Genomic DNA, 17,657 nt, shown 5'->3' with positions numbered 1-17,657 from the left:
ATTGAATTTTTATTGGATTAAGGGTTTTGCTGAAAGGTATATTTAGCTAATTTGCCTTATGATCAGATTTTATTGGTTGATTTTTTTATTCCCTTCAATGGTCATTGCCCAGGTAAGCACACCAAAATATGCTAATGAGTACCTTGCATTAGGCGTGGGGGCCCGTGCCTATGGTATGGGTGAAGCGTTTCAATCTGTTGCTTCAGATGTTTATTCCGGCTATTGGAATCCTGCCGGACTACTGGGTATTAACTCTGATCAGGTGCAAGTTGCTGCCATGCATACATCCTTATTTTCGGGCATTGCCAATTATGATTATGCCGGAATTGCTGCCCGGACTGATTCATCTACAGTACTTGGATTTAGTTTTATAAGGCTTGGAGTCGACGACATACCCGATACCCGGTTCTTATATGATGCTGATGGCTCTATAAATTATGATAATATCAGATTTTTTTCTGCAGCAGACTATGCCTTTATATTTTCTGTAGCTCATATTTTTCCAAAAACTCCTAATCTTGAGTTTGGAGCAAATGTTAAAGTTCTGTACAGGAATGCTGGTGATTTTGCTACTGCCTGGGGTTTTGGATTTGATTTGGGGGTTAAAACTTCTATAGGGAATTGGGATCTTGGAGCTACCTTACGTGATGCTACCGGAACTTATGTTGCCTGGTACCATGAAACGAGTTTACTTTCACAAGTTTATGCCCAAACAGGTAATGAGCTTTCAGAACAAAGTCTGGAGATTTCTCCTCCAAGGTTGATCATTGGCGCAAACAGAAGGTTTAATATCGGATCCGAAAACTTTGGGATCAGGCCTTCACTGGATTTATTATTGACTTTTGATGGAAAAAGAAACACCTTGATTTCGGGTAGCTTTACTTCTGTAGATCCATACGCAGGACTTGAAATGGATTATAAAAATATTGTTTTCTTAAGAGCCGGGGCTGGAAAAGTTCAAAAAACTAAAGATTTTGATGGTTCTGAATCTTATGAATTGACTCCGGCAGCTGGAATTGGACTGAAAATCAAAAATCTATACGTTGATTATGCCTTAACGGATGTTGGGAATGTAAGTGAGGCTTTATACTCTCATGTGTTTAGTTTGAAAATCGATTTTGCTATTAAAAAATGATTAGACCGAAGAAAATATTATTAGTTATATCATTTTTGCTTTCGGCTTTAATCCAAATAAACGCCCAATATGCTAATGATTGGATTAACACGAATCAGCAATATTATAAGCTTCAATTGGCCGAGTCTGGTATGTACTCTGTTTCATATGAACAATTACAGGCAAATGACTTCCCGGTAAATAGTGTTGATCCTCGATTGATGAAATTATATTACCTGGGGAAGGAACAAGCTATCAAAATTGAAGGAGAAAGTGATGGTGAATTTAATCCCGGGGATAACATAATCTTTTATGGAGTCAGAAATAATGGAGAGCTTGATCAATCTTTGTATTCTAATCCGGGAGATCAGCCACATCAATATTATAATATATATACAGATTCGTCATTTTATTTCCTGACCTGGAGCCTTGACGGTAGCCTGGGAAAGAGAATGAACTCCTACACAGGAAATGATTTGGGAGGTCTTCCTTTGTTAGAAACTCATATTGAAGAGACTGTCAGAGTGTTTACAGATCAGGCTGCGACCGGGGTAAGGTATATCGGTGACATTATGATTACTCCTTTTGATAAAGGTGAGCAATGGACAGGTCAAAGGGTAAGAAGAGGACAATCATTTGATTTTTCTCTGGCTCCTGTTTCAGGAGGTACCGGGGCAAGCAAATTACCTGTTTTCACTATTCAACTTACAGGAAGAAATAATCGAAGTCATATTGCAGAGATTTATGTTGGCCCGAATGCTAATGAATTATCTTTAGTCACAACAATAACATTTACAGGATTTGTCAATGAGTCATGGACTGGTCAGATACCATGGTCGGCAATTGGATCAAATGATGAGGTTTTTGTAAGAGTCACCGTAAATAATACTACTACGGACGATATATCTGTTTCTTATGCCAGTCTAAATTATAGCCAGTTTTCTGATATGTTTGGAGAAGGGAATAAAGAATTTCTTTTCGACAGACAAACAAATGGAGATGCAATTGGGACTATAAAAAATGCTTCCTCAGTACAAGAAATATATGATTTGACTGATCCTGATAACATCAGAACAATTGCATTTGACCGACAGGGAAATGATATAAGTTTTATTTATGATGGTGCACTTATTGAAAGGAGAATATTTGCAGCGTCGAATTATCTTGGGGTACCACAAATAAGCAGGGTAGAGTTTAGTCCGATTGATCTATCTGCAAACTATTTAATTATCTCTAATAAATTGTTGCATGTTCCGGCCGATGATTATGATGATCCTGTTAAAGCGTATGCAGAATATCGTGCCTCAATCTCCGGTGGTGGATATGATACCATGACAATGGATGTTGATCAGATCTTTGATCAATTTAATTATGGTCAACCAGGGCCCGGAGGTATCTATAATCTGGTAAAATATCTCGGTGAAAATGGAAATCTTGAATTTATATTTATAGCTGGGAGAGGTTTATACTGGTATAGTGATTATTACCGAAATGGACCAATTAATAGCGATGACGGTGATGTTTTACATGACTTAGTTCCCACTGCAGGATTTCCAGGAAGTGATGCTATTTATAGTGCTTATCTCAATGGAAATGACCCAAGAGGAACAATTGCAACGGGTAGGTTTCCTGCTAAGAATGCCAATGATTTGGCAGCTTATTTAAATAAGGTTAAAGAAATTGAACAATTGCCATATGTTGAGTTATGGAGAAAAGACTTTCTTCATCTAAGCGGTGGTCTGACAGAAAATGAGCTGATATCATTCAGAAGATATGTAGATGAGTTTAAGATTGATGCCGAATCTCATTTTATGGGTGGAAAAGTTACTACTCAGGGTAAAAACACGAATAATTCAGTTGAAGAAATAAATATTGCTGAACAGGCAAATAATGGGTTAGCAATGATCACATTTTTCGGTCATTCGGGAACCGTTGCTTCTGATATTGACATTGGTAAAGCATCAGATCCAACCCAAGGATATGAAAATAAGGGTAAATACCCTTTTATGCTTATAAATGGGTGTTATGCTGGTAATTTGTTTGGTACAGCTATTGCCTTCAGTGAAGACTGGGTCATCATACCAGACAAAGGTTCTATCGGATTCATTGCACATGCAAACCTTGCATTTAGTACAGACCTGAGGTTATATTCAGGTTATATTTATGACTTTGCCTTTTCAGACAGCACTTATATCAACAAGACCATTGGGGAAATAAAGGTAATTGCTGAAAGGGAATATTATACAAGTATCTTTCCTAGTGAGCGTCATATGGCTCAGGTTCACCAGATGATGTTGTACGCTGATCCTGCAGTTCGTTTGTTTGGAGCCGGAAAGCCGGATTATGCGGCAATTGCAGAAACATTTACAATTAGTGATGGTGATGGAGGATCATTAAATGACCAGTCTGACTCCATTTCTATAAAAGTAGCATTTCATAATTATGGTATAACTACAAAGGACTCAATTAACTATAGAATCACACGGATTTTAGAAGACGGTACAACATTTATATACGATGATTTTTTCCGGTCATCAATTTTGTATAGTGATACGATTGTATTTAAAATTCCGAACGTTTCGGGGGCATTTGGAAATAATATATTTGAAATTACTGTCGACTCTGAGGGTTTTGTTACCGAATTAAATGAAACAAACAATACTATCCGCATTCCGGTATTTATACCCAAGTCTGGTGTTGTTACTTTACTTCCTCCTGAATTTTCAGTTTTACCTGAAACAGAAACTACTTTGGTTGTAAGCTCTTCTGATTCACGAGAAAGAAACAGGTCATTTGATATAGATATTGATTCATTATTGCTATTTAATAGTCCGGCATTTAATTCAATTCAGGTAAGTGGTGTCATTGAAGCTTCACTTCAGGTTTCAATTGCAGATACCGATAGTGTTGCATGGTTTTGGAGATCAAAGTATAGTGAACCCGCACCGGAAGAAGATACATCTTTTGTTAGAAGCTCTTTTAGTTATATCAATAATCACCCTGAAGCCTGGGCGCAGCTTCGACCGGATCAATTTAAATTTAATGATGCAGAAGGAATTATAATCGACCCGATAACAGGCCAATGGCAATTTGAAAACACCGAAGCAATTGTCGGATTAACTACCTACGGAGCTTCTAATCCGGATGGAATTCCTGAGAATATCAGATTATTTATAAATAACCTGAATTATATTATTACTGATGATTCGAGAAAAATCTGCCGTAATAATAGTTTAAATGCAGTTGCATTTGACCGTCAGAATGCAAATCCATATGCAGTATTAGATAATGGCAATTTTGACTTACTCGATCCAAACCGTTGTGGAAGAAGACCTCAGGTTATAAATAACTTCCTTAATAGTCAGATAAATCAAAATTCAGGTCCGGATCTGACTGATTATATAAATGGTCTTAAAAATGGAGATAAAGTAATTTTATTTAGCATTGGAAGTGTTAACTACAGCGGTATAACCGATCAAACAAAGCAACTTCTACAATCAATAGGTGTTCCTCTGACAATCTGGAATAATCTCTCAAATGGTCATCCTTTAATTATTGTAGGAGAAAAAGGTGTTTCACCAGGCGGTGCAACTGTTATATTAGCAGAAATGACTCCTGAAGAGCTACAATCAATAGATTTTGACGGGATTATCAATGGAAGTTTTGAAGAGGGAGAATTACTTTCAACTCGAATAGGACCAGCTACTGAATTTCAAACACTAAAGGTAAAAGCAAATGTAGAATCTAATGATGAGTATTCTGTAACTCTATTAGGGGAAACGTTTAGTGGCCAGCAATCAGAGTTATCCGGATTTACAAATCTTCAAAATGGTGAATATGATATCAGTATGATTGATCCTGATCAGTACCCTTATCTCCGGTTAAGGTATAGTGTCAGGGATACAGAAGATCGAACTCCGTCTCCATTAGATTATTGGTTTGTTACTTTGAATTATCCTGCAGAGGGAATTCTTTATCCAACAGATGAAACTCAAACTGTCAGAACAGAATTAAACGAAGGAGAGATAAAAAGTATTGATTTTGCGTTTAAAAATATTTCTGAGAAGAGTTTTTCTGATTCTTTAGATGTATTATACAGAATAAGAAACCGGGATACAGGTAAGGATTTTAGTGATACGGTAAAAATTTTAGCGCCAACTCCTGGTGTAGAAGAGTTGTTTACAATAGATTTTAATACTCGTGGTTTTACTGGTGAAAATGATATCTCGGTATTTGTAAATCCTTATGTAGAACCTGAGATATATTATAATAACAATGTTTTTTCCGGCGATAGATTATTAAAAGTTGTCCGGGATACTTTGCAACCTACACTAAAGGTTACATTTGACGGAAGAGTTATTATGGATGGTGAGATTGTTTCTCCTGATCCTTTAATCGCGATAAAGGTAAGAGATGACCAGAATACCCTGAGGAAATCTGATACTACCGGAGTTGAATTATTATTTAAAAAGGTTTGTGAAGGGTGTGATTTTCAGCAGGTTGTGCTATCTTCTGATCAAGTTGAAATCCTGCCAGCACTTGAAGACCGGGATTATACTGTTAACTTTCGGCCTGGTCCTTTAGAAGATGGCATTTACTCACTTTGGGTAAAAGCAGCTGATGCCTCAGGAAATCAGACCGGTAGAGAGCCTTATGAAATTACCTTTGAGGTGATTAATGAGTCAACAATCACTAATTTCTATCCTTACCCAAATCCTTTTTCTACATCAACGAGATTTGTATTTACATTGACAGGAGTGGAGGTTCCCGATGAGGTTAAGATTACAATAATGACCATTAGTGGAAGAATTGTGCGTGAAATCACTCAAGATGAACTTGGTCCGATTTATGCAGGTAATAATATGACCGAGTTCGCATGGGACGGAACGGACGAATTTGGTGACAGATTGGCAAATGGAGTTTATCTTTACAAAGTTTCAATTAGAAATAACGGCCAGCAGATAAAGACAAGGAGTCTTAGACCTGATTCAAGAGCCTTTAAAAACGGATTTGGTAAATTGTATATTCTACGATAATAAACTGGAATGAGATGAGATATATTTTTTTGACATTGTTTACAGTACTAATACTTACTTCTTGTAATATTGACTCATCATCGAATGGTCATCCTGAACCACCACTAGAGTTAGGACAGGTTACACTTTTTAACGGTTTAGACAATAGACCATATGTAGTTGTAGGCTATCGTGATTCATACGAAGGTAAAACTTCGAAAGAATGGGATGAGCAGGAGTATGTCGTGTTTATTTATCAGGATGATGAGCATAAAATTAATGAAGCTGTAATTCATAGAAATGCATTAATTAAAAAATAACCCATGATAAACGTTTCGTTACTGAAGGAAATTTGTGAGGAAGCCGGAGCACCCGGTTTTGAAAAGAGAATTCGTGACAGAGTGATAAAGGAGGTGACTCCATTAGTCGATGATGTCAAGGTTGATAATCTTGGCAATGTATATGCGCTGAAAAAAGGGAAAAATAATCCTGACAACCTAAGTGTTATGGTTGCAGCTCATATGGACGAGATCGGATTTATTGTTACTCATATAGATAAAGAAGGATTTATTCGATTTCATACATTAGGAGGTTTTGATCCGAAGACACTAACAGCCCAACGTGTAATTGTACATGGAAAGAAGGATCTGGTTGGTGTTATGGGAACTAAACCAATACATGTGATGAGTCCTGAGGAAAGAAATAAAAATCCAAAGACTACTGACTATTTCATTGACCTTGGCCTTTCCAAAGAAGAGGTTGAAAAATATGTGTCAATTGGAGACCCGATCACCAGAGAAAGATCGCTAATTAAAATGGGGAATTGCGTTAACTGTAAATCGATTGATAATCGGGTTAGCGTATTTATTCTAATTGAAGCTTTAAGAAATCTTGAGAATAACGATATTGATGTATATGGTGTCTTTACAGTTCAGGAAGAAGTTGGTATAAGAGGGGCAAACGTTGCTGCTCATAATATCAATCCTGATTTTGGTATAGGTCTGGATACAACAATTGCCTTTGATACTCCTGGTGCTGGTGAGCATGAAAAAGTTACTAAATTGGGAGAAGGGGCAGCTATAAAGGTTATGGATGCATCGACTATCTGCGATTACCGAATGGTTAACTTTATGAAGAAGGTGGCCGATGATAAAAAAATTAAGTGGCAGCCCGAAATCCTTACTGCAGGAGGAACGGATACAGCTGGAATCCAGAGAATGGGAAAAAAAGGAGCAATAAGCGGAGCTATTTCAATACCAACAAGGTACCTTCATCAGGTAATTGAAATGGCAAATAAAGATGATATTGAAGATTGTATTAATTTACTAAAGTCTTGTCTTGAAGAAATTAATACTTATGACTGGAGTCATTAAAGATTTTTATATTTAAGTAATTGGATCCCCGGTTTAATAATCGGGGATTATTTTTTTAATGAAGAAAATAAATCTGGTGTATCAGGAGAAATTTCAGTTAAAGTTTCAGCGGATTTAAGATCCTTGATTCTTATGTTTAAGAATGAGATTTTATGAGAGGTTGCGATTTTTGCTCCGGTTGAAAGACTTTCCCAATCTTCCCAACTTGCACTAATTCCCTTTACTGGGATAATACTAACCCACATTTTATAACTTTCCGGCAGTCCATTATCATTTAATATCCATAAGTAGGAATCGCCGGGAGTTGTGCCACCGGAAGTATAGGTTACCAAAAGGGCTTTTTGACCTTCATAATTAACTAATCGCCTCTCTGTACCTGAATCAAATACCTTTGCCGGAGCATTAAGCCAAAAAGAATCATTATTAAAATGTTTAATGCCTTTGGCTATAATGGCATTTTTTTCATCAATATCAGTGATAAGCTCATCATCTTTAAATGCAATCCCTGTTTGTTTATTTAGGTCAATAACCGCATGTTTATCACTCCATTTTACAGAAACAAAATGAGAATCTTTATCCCAAATGAAGGAATGCCGGTCTGAAAAGTTCCATGCAACAAATTTTGTGTTCCCCCATGCATTATTGTCTATAGCATAAAGCATTTTTTTCGCCAGACTATCTGCTTGAGCACCTTTTTCACCCTGAGGAAGAGCTTCACTTGCCAGGCTGGTTCCAATAAAAAATGCTATAATCAGCGCTAAAACGGATACCAATAAAATAATCAGGAACTTCTTCATGGGAAATATTTTTCTGGTTAAAGTGTGAATTGCAATATAATATCTGCTTTAATCAGAAGCAATTATTAGTTGTATTCATCATTTTGCTAATGCAAAGCCTCCCCATGCAAGCAATAGACCACCAACAAAGCTTATTGAAGTGTAAATGATTGCAACCAGATAATTTTGTTCTTTGATTAGAATTAAGTTTTCAAATGAAAATGTTGAAAATGTAGTAAATGCACCACAAAATCCGGTAGCTAACAAAAGTTTTAAATTTTCTGATGGATTATCAGTTTGAGTCGTTAGCCCAAGAATTACTCCTATTAAAAAGCTACCTGATAAATTGACCAATAATGTCGCCCATGGAATATGAAATATGGTGACTGTATACAGCCATTTTCCAACGAGATATCTTGAAACAGCTCCTAAAAATCCTCCTATACCTACTAATAAGATGTATTTCATTATTTAACCTTTTTCTTGGGAGCCTTCTTTTCAAAATATTGTTTGAATTTTTGATAATTGCTGTTTTCAGGAAGGTTTATTGTGAATTTTCCATTTGTAAATATAGCCTGTACTTCCTCAAATGGTTGTTTTCCTGTGTCAATGACAACTATCTGCCACTGGATTAAATCTGATAGTGAAAAGCTCTCTCTTCTGAATCGGAAAGGATAATAAACCAGAAATTTACTTTTTTCAGCTTTAATGATTTTATATCCAAACATGATTTTAAGAATTAAAGCTATCGCGACAAGCCCTAGAAATACAATTCCTATAATCCACCCCCAGTGTCCGCTCTGGTTATACATGTTCAATAAAAAGTAAATACCTGCAAACAGGATAATAATAAAAAGGAACATTGAAAAAAGAGTATTTCTTCTGGGTCTGCTTATTAACATAATAATTTTAACTAATTATATTTATCTTGTTTCAAATATACCTTATTTTCAGTTTAGAGAAATAAAGAAATATTAATGCTAAGATTATTTTAATTCGATAATAACCCACGAAAAATGAGAAAAAATATTCCCGCGATCTTAATTTTTGCCGTTTGTATACTTTTTGCAAGTGATGCATGGGCACAAGTTAGTCCATCAAATCAGGATGTTTTTGGAAAGGCCTATTCAAAAAGACAGGCTCTGAGAAGCTCCTCTCCGGTTAAAGATCTGCCGGTAAGAAATATCGGACCAATTGTTCAAGGAGGAAGAATTGTTGACATTGAAGTCAATCCCGAAAATGTTTATGAGTTTTATGTAGCTTACGCCTCCGGTGGGGTTTTTAAGACTACCAATAACGGGCAAAGTTTTGAATCAATATTTGATAATCAAAGAACAATTGGTGTTGGTGATATCGCACTAGCTCCTTCAAATAGTCAAATTATATATGTTGGAGGAGGAGAGAACAACTCAAGTAGAAGTAGCTATGCCGGAGATGGTGTTTATCGCTCAGATGATGGTGGGTTAACATGGCAATTTCTTGGGTTGGAAGGAATTCAGCATACCGGAAGAATAATAGTTCATCCAGGTAATCCGGATAAGGTTTGGGTTGCAGCAATGGGTAATTTATATTCTTCAAATGAAGAACGAGGCGTTTACCTTACAACAGATGGTGGTAAAACATGGGAGAAAACGTTGTATGTAAATGATAGCACAGGGATAATTGATCTAGTTATTAATCCTAATAATCCGGATCAGCTTTGGGCATCTGCCTGGGAGCGTACCAGAAAAGCCTGGAACTTCAAGGGGCATGGTCCCGGATCATCGATTTTCAGGTCTGATGATGGAGGTAAAACATGGAAAGCAGTTAATAATGGATTTGCAGAGCCTGAGAGCAGAGGAAGAATTGGTCTGGCGGTGAGTAGGGAAAATCCTTCAGTAATTTATGCTTTGCTCGATAATCAAAAAGAGGAGAAGAAAAAGAAAGAAAGAAAGGGAGATGAATTGTTGGCTTCAGACTTCATAGATATGGGTAAAGATGATTTTCTTGCTTTAAGTGATGAAAAGCTTAATGATTACCTTAAAGACAATGGATTTCCGGAGAAGTACAATGCTCTTTCTGTTAAAAATGAAATAAGAGATAATAAATATAGCCCTAAAGCTTTATCAGATTACCTTGGTGACGCTAATAACGCATTATTTAATACTTCAGTAATTGGTGCTCAAGTGTACAAATCAGTTGACTCTGGTGAAAACTGGAAGCTAGTTAATTCATATCCTATTGATGGAGTTTATTTCACCTATGGATATTATTTTGGTGAAATTCGTTTGAATCCAAAAGATGATGATGAGTTATACATCATGGGCGTTCCTCTTCTTAAAAGTAATGATGGAGGATCTACCTGGCACAGGCTGGATTCAATTGGTGATGTACATGTCGATCATCAGTCGATGTGGATAAACCCTGAACACCCCAAACATATACTATTGGGAAATGACGGAGGACTATATCGTACCTATGATGGAGGTGCCCATTGGACGCATATTAATAATTTACCTATAGGACAGTTTTATACAGTAGCTGTTGATAATCAGGAACCTTACATGGTTTATGGTGGTTTACAAGATAATGGTTCGCTAAGAGGTTCAAGTAAGTCGGTTCCGAATAAAAGTAAGCATTGGGATAAGATTTTTGGCGGTGATGGGATGTATGTCTTTCCAGATCCTGAAAATCATAATTTGATTTATACCGGATTCCAGTTTGGTAATTATTACAGAATTGACATGGATAAAAATGATTATACCAAAATTGGTCCTAGACATGATATTGGTGAAGATCCATTAAGGTTTAATTGGAGAACTCCTTTGGAAATGAGTCCTCATAATAACAAGATTTTATATATGGGTGCTCAGAAAGTCTTCAGGTCTATGAATCAAGGAAATGACTGGACAGCTATAAGTGATGACCTAACCAGGGACTTACCTCAGGGTAATGTGCCTTTTTCAACAATATCGATTATTGAAGAGTCTCCATTAAAATTTGGTTTGATCTATGTTGGAACTGATGATGGAAATATTTGGATGACGGATAATGGAGGGGGTAACTGGAGAAAAATAACTAATGGTCTTCCTGAAGGACTGTGGGTTAGTAGCATTCATCCATCTAATCATGATGAAGGAGAAGTATTCATTACAATGACCGGATATAGAGAAGATAATTTCGAAACTCATGTTTATAAGAGTGAAGATTTTGGACAATCCTGGACTTCTATTCGTGATGGAATCGAATATGAAGCTGCTAATATCATTGTGCAGGATCTTGTGCAGCCGGAATTATTATTCTTAGGGACAGATGCAGGTAGTTATGTAAGCTTCGATGGCGGAATCAATTGGGAAATAATGGCTTCGATTCCAAATGTTGCCTCCTATGATATGGTGTTCCATCCACGTGAAGGTGAATTGGTTATCGCAACTCATGGAAGAAGTATTTATGTAGCTGACATAAAGCCATTGAGAAAAATTGTAGCTGATCCGGCTAAAACTTTAATAGCATATGAAGTTGAGTCGGTTATGCACTCAGATAAATGGGGAGAGAGTACCTATAAATGGCAGCAACCATATACTCCAAAGGTTAAATTGAGCTGGTATTCTCGTGGTGTCGGGGAGCTTAAAATATTAATCAAAGATGAGTCTGGGAATGAGATTTCTAGCTGGAAAGAAAATGTTGATGCCGGTTATGGGGCCACAACGTATGATATAAAAGGTTATTCATTTGATGGAAAGAAGAAATCAAAAGAAAAGTCATACCTCAAGCCTGGCAAATATTCGGTGACTTATAGCCTTGGAAAGTCAACAGCTACCTCGGAATTTGAAGTGAAAACAAGAAAGAAATAAGAATTATAAAAAGCGGGTATTAAGTTATCCGCTTTTTTATCATATACTTTTTGGTGAAATCAATAAGGTCCGGGAAAAATAATTGGAATTCTGTTTTATAAAGTTCATAATCTTTTAAAAGGTCATCTACCGAAGAGTCAATTTTATTAGAAAAGCTACTCCTTCGAGACATTCCATGCATTACTCTTCTTATTCCTTCAATTTCTGCATATGAAGTAAGCCAGTCCTGCTCAACCATGTATGGAAGCATATGCTTTGTCTTTGACGGTAAAAACTCTTCATGGTTTTCCAGGAGCTTATATGAATTATGAGCAAAAGATATGAGTTCATCATCATGGTAATCATTCCATAAGGAGGCTAGAAAATGATCATAGAAGATATCAACAATAACCGGTGAGAAATGACTGTGACGAGCACGAAGTCTTTTCTTGCTTTCTAATACAACTTCATGAGAATCAGTATATTCATCGATTGCTCTGTGTAGTCTGATACCATCCTGGATTGAACGTGGATAATTAAATATATCCGCTCCTTTCACAAAGTCACCGATAAAATTACCGACCTTGATTCCCTGGTTATTTCCGCTTAAATATAAGTGTGCTAAAAAATTCATATAGCTTACAAGTTGATTAAATTTAATTAAGCAAGGATGCTTTACCAAAAATTATTTAAATTCGGATAAATTGTACAATTATATGATACCTGCGCATATCAAAATTCTGATACAACTTGCCAAGGCCGACGGACACATCCACGATAAGGAGCGAGGTATAATTGAGCGGATTGCTGCTCGGCATAATGTAGATGAATCGGAAATGAATCGTTTTTTTGAGGAAGTAAATACTGAAGATACGCTTCCTGATAAGCAACTATTGTCTAAAGATCAGAAAATTGAATATTTGTATGATATCATTGCTCTGATGAAAGCCGATGGAAAATTAGAACGAAGTGAAGTTAATTATTGCTTGAGAGTAACCAAATGGCTTGGTTATGATGAGTCAGTTTTTTTTAATTTTGTAACTACCATCTATATGCAACCACATTTGCTAGAAGATAAAGAATCTTTAAAAGAAACTATAAACGGATATTTAAACGAAATCTAAAATGAGATTTATTTTTTTTGGCGCTTTCATTTTTTTAATGTCATTAAGCGCTTTACATGCACAGTCAGGCAATATTGAAGACCGGAAAGAAATTATGATGGTGCTTGCCGAGCAGGCAATGGCATGGAATGAGGGTAATATCCCTGAGTATATGAATGGCTATTGGCGATCTGATTCGTTGGTTTTTGTGGGAAGTAAAGGTGTAACTAAAGGCTGGGAAAAAACACTTGAAAATTACCAGAGTTCATACCCAAATAAGGCAGCCATGGGTACCTTAAAATTTGATATTGTCGATTTATACCCAATTGCAGATAATACTTATTTTATGATAGGGAAGTGGCATCTAACCCGACTACAGGGTAATTTAAATGGGCATTTTACTTTAGTTTGGAAATTGATAAACGGCAAATGGAAGATCGTTTCTGATCATTCATCCTGATTATGTCTGCATACAAAAAATACGATGTTCACGGTAAAGCTTTATTAGATTATTATAATGAAAAGCAGCAAGGGCCTTTAATAATTCATAATTATTATGGAGATCCTGAAGAAATGCCTCTGATTCATTATTTTAAAGATTTTGAAGACTTTACTTCCATAGAACAAGAAGCACTTCTTGAATCAACAAGAGAAAAAATCCTCGATATTGGAGCAGCAGCAGGCACACATGCTTTGTTTTTGCAATCTAAAGGGTATGATATAACCGCTCTAGATACGTCAGAATTTTGTTGTGAGGTAATGAAGAAAAGAGGTGTTCAAAAAGTTGAATGTGCTGATTTTTTTCATTATCAATCTAAAGAAAAATATGATACCCTTCTCCTCTTAATGAATGGGATTGGGTTTATAGGTGAAGTCAAAAAGTTTAAGGATTTTCTGAAAAAAGCAGATGAACTTTCGACAGACGATGGGATTATTATATTTGATAGTTCAGATATAACCTATTTGTATGATGAGACTGATTTGAAGGTTGAGGGTTATTTTGGTGAGGTTGATTATCAGTATGAATATAATGGAGAAAAAGGCGAATGGTTCAAATGGCTATATCTCGATTATGATAAGCTGAAGTCATTGGCTAAGCAGTCTGGCTGGAAGGTAACAATGATTGATGAAGATTCGGAAACAGGCCATTACCTCGTAAAACTAGAAAAACAATAATATCTACTATACCATGAATAGAATATTTTCTACACTGTTCGTTTTTTTGTTTGCAACTATTCTTTTTGCACAAAACGAACCAGCAACTTATATACATTGCGGTACAATTTTAGATGTTGATGCCCTTAAGGAGCTTAAGGATTACACAATTGTTATTGAGGGAAATAAAATTGTTTCGGTAAAAAAAGGGTTTACAGAAGTGCCTTCCGGAGCATCTTATATTGATTTGAAAGGGTACACAGTGATACCTGGCTTAATGGATGCTCACGTTCACCTTGAAAGTGAATCAAACCCTAACCGTTATATTGAAAAATTCACACTTGAAGATGCTGATGTGGCTTATAGGGCGGGAGAATATGCCAGACGAACATTGATGGCTGGTTTTACCTATGTCAGAGATCTTGGTGGATCAGGAGTAAATATTTCACTTAGAAATGCGATTAATTCTGGCTGGGCTGTTGGACCAAGGATTATAACCGCAGGTAAGAGTATTGCAACAACCGGTGGTCATGCTGATCCGACAAACGGAATGAAAAAAAGACTTTCAGGTGATGCTACACCAGAAAACGGAGTGGCTGATGGCCCGTATCAAGCTCGTGAAGCGGTGAGATTCAGGTATAAAAATGGTGCCGATGTAATTAAAATTACTGCCACAGGAGGTGTGTTGAGTGTTGCAAAAGATGGTCAGGGGCCACAATTTAAAGCTGATGAACTTGAAGCAATAATTTCAACAGCAAAAGAGTATGGAATGCGTACAGCTGCTCATGCACATGGAGCTGAAGGAATGAAAAGAGCTGTTGAAGCCGGAATAACATCAATTGAGCATGGTACCTTGATGACAGAAGAAATAATGGACTTAATGAAAGAAAAAGGAACCTACCTTGTGCCAACATTAAGTGCAGGTAAATATGTTGCTGAAAAAGCTAAGATTGAAGGGTTTTATCCAGCTGTAATTGTGCCAAAAGCATTAGCAATAGGTCCTAAAATTCAGGACACTTTTGGAAAAGCCTATAAAAGAGGAGTTAAAATCGCATTTGGTACCGATGCAGGAGTCTCTCCTCATGGAGATAACGCCAAAGAGTTTGCTTATATGGTGGAAGCAGGAATGCCTGCATTTGAAGCAATTCAATCGGCTACTTTGACAACGGCTCAATTATTTGGAGTTGAAGAAGAGGTTGGACAAATTAAAGAAGGTCTTTATGCTGATATAGTAGCGATTGAAGGCGATCCTCTTCAAAATATTGAACTAATGAACAATGTCAAATTTGTTATGAAAGACGGTAAAGTTTACAAGTCTGAATAATAAGAATTTATATAAATATTGATTTAATGGAAGGCATTTAGTCTTCCATTATTTTTTTTAGATCATTACGACAAATGTTCATATTAAATATAATTATTAGTTAGGCTGCACGAGTTATAAAATATTGACTAATTTTGCATTTCGTTAGAGGAGGATCATAGAGGGTTCTCTCTGATTATTGAAATATTTTCTATATGAAGAACATTCGCAATTTTTGCATTATTGCACATATTGACCATGGTAAGAGTACTTTAGCTGACAGGCTTCTACAGGCTACAGGTTCTGTGTCTGACAGAGAAATGCAGGATCAGTTACTTGATAATATGGACCTTGAAAGAGAAAGAGGTATAACAATCAAATCTCATGCTATTCAAATGAATTATCATCATGAGGGAGAAGATTATATTTTAAACCTTATTGACACTCCGGGTCACGTTGACTTTTCCTATGAAGTATCCAGGTCGATTGCTGCTTGTGAAGGAGCTTTGCTAATTGTTGATGCAGCGCAGGGTATTGAAGCACAAACCATTTCAAACCTGTATCTGGCGATAGAGCATGATCTTGAAATAATCCCGGTATTAAATAAAATAGATCTTCCTGGAGCTATGCCAGAGGAAGTAAAAGATCAAATTGTAGATTTAATTGGTTGTGATAGAGATGATATCCTAATGGCAAGTGCCAAAGAAGGGATTGGGATCGTTGAAATTCTCGAAGCAATTGTTGATAGAATCCCGTCTCCAAAGGGAGATCCTGAAGCACCACTTCAGGCAATGATCTTTGATAGTGTTTTTAATCCTTTTAGGGGAATAGAAGTATATTTCAGGGTTTTCAACGGAACTATCAAGAAGGGTGATAAGGTTAAATTTGTTAATACCGGTAAAACGTATGATGCTGATGAAATTGGTGTCCTGAAACTAAAACAGGAACCTCGAAAAGACATAAGTACCGGTAATGTTGGTTACCTGATTTCAGGTATAAAGGTAGCTAAAGAAGTAAAAGTAGGAGATACCATAACTCACGTAGAAAGACCTTGCCCTCCGGTAAAAGGATTCGAAGATGTGAAGCCAATGGTATTTGCCGGTATTTATCCGGTGGATACGACTGAGTACGAAGAATTAAGGGCTTCAATGGAAAAACTTCAGTTAAATGATGCTTCGCTTGTTTGGGAGCCTGAAACATCATTAGCCCTGGGTTTTGGATTCAGATGTGGATTTCTTGGAATGCTTCACATGGAAATCATCCAGGAAAGATTAGAACGTGAATTTGACATGACGGTGATTACAACAGTGCCGTCAGTGAAGTTTAACGTTCATATGAAAAACCAGAATATTGTTCCTGTAAGTGCTCCGTCTGAAATGCCGGATCCGGGAGATATATCTTATATTGAAGAGCCTTATATTAGAGCTCAGGTAATTACTAAATCTGAGTTTGTTGGAAATATCATTAGTCTTTGTATTGATAAGCGTGGAGAAATCAAAAATCAGGTTTATCTAACTCAAGATAGAGTAGAATTGACTTTTGAGTTACCATTATCAGAAATTGTTTTTGACTTTTTCGATAAATTAAAGACAATATCAAGAGGTTATGCTTCACTTGATTATGAATTGATGGGGTATAAGACAAGTAACATGGTTAAGCTTGATATCATGTTAAATGGAGACCGTGTTGATGCCCTTTCGGCAATTGTTCATAGAGATAAAGCATACGAATGGGGTAAAAAACTTTGTGAGAAACTAAAGGAATTAATGCCAAGACAACAGTTTGAAATTGCGATTCAGGCTGCTATTGGTACTAAAGTTATCGCAAGGGAAACTGTAAAAGCATTACGTAAAAATGTTACTGCAAAGTGTTATGGTGGTGATATTTCCCGAAAACGTAAACTTTTAGAGAAGCAGAAGAAAGGTAAAAAGAGAATGCGCCAGGTAGGTAATGTTGAAATTCCTCAGGAAGCATTTATGGCAGTACTTAAAATAGATTAATCAAAA

At 36.4% G+C, this 17,657-nt stretch carries 14 protein-coding genes; 10 read left to right on the top strand and 4 right to left on the bottom strand.

Features of this window, described 5'->3' with window-relative positions:
• The first annotated feature begins 58 nt into the window (after positions 1 to 58).
• From HH304_RS13230 to HH304_RS13215, 4 genes are read left to right on the top strand one after another with little or no spacing between them, the layout of a single operon-like run.
• Entirely contained in the window at positions 59 to 1,135 is a 1,077-nt protein-coding gene (locus tag HH304_RS13230; protein WP_271711617.1) for a putative type IX sorting system protein PorV2, read from the top strand.
• Positions 1,132 to 6,150, top strand: a complete 5,019-nt coding sequence (gene porU2 / locus HH304_RS13225; RefSeq protein WP_169682427.1) for a putative type IX secretion system sortase PorU2 — start codon at positions 1,132 to 1,134, stop codon at positions 6,148 to 6,150. Before HH304_RS13230 ends, porU2 begins: the two co-directional genes overlap by 4 nt.
• A gap of 14 nt (positions 6,151 to 6,164) precedes the next feature.
• Positions 6,165 to 6,449: a hypothetical protein gene (locus HH304_RS13220; RefSeq protein ID WP_169682426.1), complete on the top strand. Its 285-nt coding sequence runs from the start codon at positions 6,165 to 6,167 to the stop codon at positions 6,447 to 6,449.
• A gap of 3 nt (positions 6,450 to 6,452) precedes the next feature.
• Positions 6,453 to 7,502, top strand: a complete 1,050-nt coding sequence (locus HH304_RS13215; RefSeq protein WP_169682424.1) for a M42 family metallopeptidase — start codon at positions 6,453 to 6,455, stop codon at positions 7,500 to 7,502.
• 47 nt (positions 7,503 to 7,549) lie between these two features.
• On the opposite strand, the gene HH304_RS13210 is transcribed toward HH304_RS13215, so the two are convergent.
• The 3 genes from HH304_RS13210 to HH304_RS13200 all read right to left on the bottom strand — a co-directional run bounded on the left by HH304_RS13210 (position 7,550) and on the right by HH304_RS13200 (position 9,090).
• The gene (locus tag HH304_RS13210; protein ID WP_169682422.1) at positions 7,550 to 8,299 is read right to left on the bottom strand and encodes a hypothetical protein; all 750 of its coding nucleotides are present in this window, start codon (positions 8,297 to 8,299) and stop codon (positions 7,550 to 7,552) included.
• A gap of 78 nt (positions 8,300 to 8,377) precedes the next feature.
• Complete coding sequence (crcB, locus tag HH304_RS13205) at positions 8,378 to 8,746, bottom strand: fluoride efflux transporter CrcB (RefSeq protein WP_169682420.1); 369 nt, start codon at positions 8,744 to 8,746, stop codon at positions 8,378 to 8,380.
• Positions 8,746 to 9,090, bottom strand: coding sequence for a DUF5605 domain-containing protein (locus HH304_RS13200; protein WP_169682418.1), 345 nt, complete (start codon positions 9,088 to 9,090; stop codon positions 8,746 to 8,748). Before HH304_RS13200 ends, crcB begins: the two co-directional genes overlap by 1 nt.
• A 204-nt stretch (positions 9,091 to 9,294) precedes the next feature.
• On the opposite strand from HH304_RS13200, the gene HH304_RS13195 reads away from it, so the two are divergent.
• Complete coding sequence (locus HH304_RS13195) at positions 9,295 to 12,111, top strand: WD40/YVTN/BNR-like repeat-containing protein (RefSeq protein WP_169682417.1); 2,817 nt, start codon at positions 9,295 to 9,297, stop codon at positions 12,109 to 12,111.
• Positions 12,112 to 12,130: 19 nt separating this feature from the next.
• Here the strand turns inward: HH304_RS13195 and HH304_RS13190 are convergent, their stop codons facing one another.
• Positions 12,131 to 12,724 carry an acyl carrier protein phosphodiesterase gene (locus HH304_RS13190; protein WP_169682415.1) on the bottom strand — a complete coding sequence of 198 codons (594 nt, stop codon included), beginning with the start codon at positions 12,722 to 12,724 and terminating at the stop codon, positions 12,131 to 12,133.
• Between the two features lie 82 nt (positions 12,725 to 12,806).
• Between HH304_RS13190 and HH304_RS13185 the strand changes: the two genes are divergently transcribed.
• From HH304_RS13185 to lepA, 5 genes are all read left to right on the top strand, one after another.
• Complete coding sequence (locus HH304_RS13185) at positions 12,807 to 13,214, top strand: tellurite resistance TerB family protein (RefSeq protein ID WP_169682413.1); 408 nt, start codon at positions 12,807 to 12,809, stop codon at positions 13,212 to 13,214.
• Between the two features lies 1 nt (position 13,215).
• A complete protein-coding gene (locus HH304_RS13180; protein ID WP_169682411.1) occupies positions 13,216 to 13,653 on the top strand; it encodes a YybH family protein in 438 nt (145 codons plus the stop codon).
• Between the two features lie 2 nt (positions 13,654 to 13,655).
• The gene (locus HH304_RS13175) at positions 13,656 to 14,369 is read left to right on the top strand and encodes a class I SAM-dependent methyltransferase (protein ID WP_169682409.1); all 714 of its coding nucleotides are present in this window, start codon (positions 13,656 to 13,658) and stop codon (positions 14,367 to 14,369) included.
• 13 nt (positions 14,370 to 14,382) lie between these two features.
• Positions 14,383 to 15,672 (top strand): amidohydrolase family protein, encoded by a 1,290-nt coding sequence (locus HH304_RS13170; RefSeq protein WP_169682408.1) that lies wholly within the window; start codon positions 14,383 to 14,385, stop codon positions 15,670 to 15,672.
• Positions 15,673 to 15,866: 194 nt separating this feature from the next.
• Positions 15,867 to 17,651, top strand: a complete 1,785-nt coding sequence (gene lepA, locus HH304_RS13165) for a translation elongation factor 4 (protein ID WP_169682406.1) — start codon at positions 15,867 to 15,869, stop codon at positions 17,649 to 17,651.
• Positions 17,652 to 17,657 lie beyond the last annotated feature (6 nt).

It is taken from the genome of Marinigracilibium pacificum, assembly GCF_012926615.1.
GTDB lineage: Bacteria > Bacteroidota > Bacteroidia > Cytophagales > Cyclobacteriaceae > Mangrovivirga > Mangrovivirga pacifica.
This window is presented reverse-complemented; position numbering and strand designations above follow the sequence as displayed.